The sequence below is a fragment of the Nocardia sp. NPDC060220 genome (genome assembly GCF_042727815.1).
In the GTDB taxonomy this organism is placed as follows: Bacteria; Actinomycetota; Actinomycetes; order Mycobacteriales; family Mycobacteriaceae; genus Nocardia.
The window spans coordinates 1-3,536 of sequence record NZ_JBHWZY010000734.1 but is presented as its reverse complement, the minus strand read 5'-3'; the positions used below and the strand labels follow the sequence as shown (position 1 = coordinate 3,536).

2 protein-coding genes are annotated in these 3,536 nt (G+C 67.8%); one reads left to right on the top strand and one right to left on the bottom strand.

Annotation, left to right across the window (positions count from 1 at the left end):
- Window positions 1-329 precede the first annotated feature (329 nt).
- On the bottom strand, window positions 330-1,361 hold the full coding sequence (gene gnd / locus ACFWF3_RS28655; protein WP_378653866.1) for a phosphogluconate dehydrogenase (NAD(+)-dependent, decarboxylating): 1,032 nt from the start codon (window positions 1,359-1,361) through the stop codon (window positions 330-332).
- A gap of 303 nt (window positions 1,362-1,664) precedes the next feature.
- Here gnd and ACFWF3_RS28650 point away from each other — a divergent pair, with 303 nt between their 5' ends.
- Window positions 1,665-3,524, top strand: a complete 1,860-nt coding sequence (locus ACFWF3_RS28650) for a VanW family protein (protein ID WP_379316613.1) — start codon at window positions 1,665-1,667, stop codon at window positions 3,522-3,524.
- Window positions 3,525-3,536 lie beyond the last annotated feature (12 nt).

Genomic DNA, 3,536 nt, shown 5'->3' with positions numbered 1-3,536 from the left:
GTCCGGAACATGCTTTTCCTCCAAAGCCCCGGGCGAGACGACCGGGGCGAATTCCTCATCAGGTGGGCTTTCCCCCCTCTGACCACAAGGTATAGGTCCGACTGGACGCTTGTCCTGGAAAAGAAGAACGTGTTCTTATTTTGTGGAACATCGTTGTTTTACTCTCCGGCGCGGGTAGCATCCGAGGATTTCGATCCACTCGAATCGACCCGGAAACGCGACAACCGGCCTCCGTCTGGCGACGAAAGGCCGGTTGCGGGCGTCTAGGGGGCTACTTCTGCGGCAGCTCATTGTGGCCGCCGAACGCCTTTCGGGATATACGCGTCTGGCTACTTCTGCGGCAGCTCATTGTGGCCGCCGAACGCCTTTCGCATGGCCGAGAGCATCTTGTCGGCGTAGAGGGCCTGGCCGCGGGAGGAGAAGCGCTGGTAGAGGGCGGCGGAGAGGACCGGGACGGGGACCGCGGTGTCGATGGCGGCGTCGATGGTCCAGCGACCTTCGCCGGAGTCGGAGACGCGGCCGCTGTAGGAGTCCAGGTCGGGGTCGCTGACCAGGGCCGACGCGGTGAGATCGAGGAGCCAGGAGGCCACCACCGAGCCGCGACGCCACACCTCGGTGATGGCCGGGATGTCCAGGTCGTACATGTAGTACTCGGGGTGTTCCATCGGCGTCTCCTCGGCGGAGTGCTCACCGTGCAGGTACTCCGAGCCCGCGTTGGCGTGCTTCAGGATGTTGAGACCCTCGGCGTAGGCGCCCATCGCGCCGTATTCGATGCCGTTGTGCACCATCTTCACGAAGTGACCCGCGCCGTGCGGACCGCACAGCAGGTAGCCCTTCTCGGCCTGCGACGGCTCACCGGTGCGGCCAGGGGTGCGCGGGGCCGACTCGTAGCCGGGGGCGATGGTCGCCAGCAGCGGCTCCAGGTAGTCGACCTGGGCCGCGTTTCCGCCGATCATCAGGCAATAGCCGCGCTGTAGGCCGAACACGCCGCCCGAGGTGCCGATGTCCAGGTAGTGAATACCCTTGGGCTCCAATGCCTTCGCGCGCTTGATGTCCTCGTGGTAGCGGCTGTTGCCGCCGTCGATGATGATGTCGCCCGGCTCGAGCAGCTCGGCGACGTCCTCGATCACCTTGCCGGTGGCACCGGCGGGAATCATCACCCACACCACGCGGGGCACCTCGAGCATGCCGATGAACTCGGCCAGGTCGGTCGTGCCGCGGAACTTGCCGCCGAGCTCGGACTCCATCTCGGCGATCGGCCCTGGGTGACGCTCGTAGCCGACGGCGGTATGCCCGTCGCGCACGATCCGGCGCACGATGTTGGCACCCATCCGGCCGAGGCCGATCATTCCCAGCTGCATCAGTTCTCCTCGTTCGTCCGGTCCGTGGTGTCGAGTCTCACCCCGATTGTCTCGCGCCGCCGGGTCGTCGGTCCTGGCGGCGTCGGCCCGCGCGCCGAAATTGTTCCGAATGGGCTGTAACGCCCCGCTCCGAGCCCCGATAAACAGATCGGCTCCGTGTAGTTGCCAGACCCCCGACCCGGCAACTACGCGGAGCCTTTCTGCTGCCCCCACCCGGTTGCCGAGCTGCCGAGCGCGCCGAAGCGCGTTACCCTCGGGCCGGACCCCGCAAACATTCGGGGCCAACCTAACGGAAGGACCTCCGTGCCCAGCGAGTCGACCGCCGGACAACCGGCCGACCGAAGGGGCGAGGTCGGATTACGCAAGCTGCTCGAATCAAATCGCACTTTCGATCCGGACACCACCGCCCTTACGCAGCCCTTGAACACCGTGACCCGCGATCGCTGGTCACCCACCCCCGGCCCGGCGGGCCCACCCCCGCCTGCCCCGCCGGGCAACCAGCAGCTGGTCAAGCGGATCGGGATCGCGGTCGGCGCCGTGCTGGCCGTCGGGACCGCCGCCTACCTGGCCGACCTCGCGTTGAGCACGGGTGAGGTGGCGCGCGGCGTCGTCGTCGCCGGTATCGACATCGGCGGGATGGACCAGGCCGAAGCCGACGCGCTGCTGCACACCGAACTCGGGCCCAAGGCCGAGCGACCCCTACCCGTGCGGATCGGCGATGTGCAGGCCAGCATGGTGCCCGCCACAGCCGGTCTGTCGGTGGACTACGACCGCACCTGGGACGCCGTCGGCAGCCAGCCGCTGAACCCGGTGAGCCGACTGATCTCACTCTTCGGCACCCGCGAGGTTCCGGTGTCGAGCACCGTCGACACCGCGGCCCTCGACTCACAGCTCGAGAGCTTCCGCGTCCACGACAATCCGACTGTCGAAGGTACGGTGCGGTTCGAGAACGGCAGGCCGGTCGCGGTCGCGCCGGTGCCGGGCCGGGTGCTCGACACCGAGGCCGCGCGCACCACGATCACCGACCGCTGGGCGGCGACCAGCCAACTGGATCTGCCCGTGGTGGCCGCGCCGGTCGCCGTGCGCGCCGACGCCGTGCAGGCGGCGGTGCGCGACATCGCCACACCGGCCGTCGCGTCACCGATCACTGTGTCCGGCAAGGATGTTCAGGCCACGTTGACCGGCGGCCAGATCGCCGACGTGCTCGGTTTCGTGCCGGACGGCAACGGCGGGCTGGCACCCCAGTTCAACAACGACGCCGTCATCGCCTTGCTCGCACCACAATTGGCGAAGTCCGAGGTGGAACCCAAGGACGCCACCTTCACCGTCGGCGCGGGCAAACCGACCGTGGTGCCCGCCGTGGTCGGCGAGAAGGTGGACTGGCCCAAGACGCTGGAGAAGCTGCCCACCCTGCTCACGCAGCCGGGCCCGCGCACCAGCCCGGTGGTGTATCAGCGCATCGAGCCCAAGCTCACCACCGAGGCCGCGAACGCGCTCGGGGTCAACGAGACGATCGGCCAGTTCACCACCGGCGGCTTCAGCGGCCCCTCCGGGGTGAATATCCGCACGGTCGCCGCCAAGGTCGACGGTGCGGTGGTCAAGCCGGGAGATACGTTCTCGCTCAACGAGTTCACCGGCCCGCGCACCGCGGCGGAGGGCTATGTGGAGTCCGGCATCATCGACAAGGGCAGGCCGAGCACCGCGGTCGGCGGCGGCATCAGCCAGTTCGCCACCACGCTCTACAACGCGGCGTACTTCGCCGGGATGGAAGACGGCGGACACACCGAGCACAGCTACTACATCTCGCGCTACCCGGCCGCGCGCGAGGCGACGGTGTTCGACGGTGCGATCGACCTGGCGTTCCGCAATACCGGCACGACCGGTGTCTACATCCAGGCGGTCGCCACCGGCTCCGAGATCACCGTGCGGCTGTGGGGCACCAAAACGGTGAACGTGGAATCGATTACGGGTGAGAAGTCGAAGCCGACCGAACCCAACGAGGTCGTGCTGCCCAAGGGCAAGGACTGCATCGCCTCCGAGGGCGCGCCCGGCTTCACCATCTCCGACACCAGGGTGATCACCGACGCCAAGTCCGGCGCGCAGGTGTCGCGGCACACGCGGACGGTGAAGTACGACCCCATCCCGATCGTCAAGTGCGAGTAGGGGTTCGATAGC

Bases quoted from the DNA above. Each gene is read 5' to 3' on its own strand.
- gnd (WP_378653866.1), bottom strand. From the start codon at position 1,361: ATGCAGCTGGGAATGATCGGCCTCGGCCGGATGGGTGCCAACATCGTG.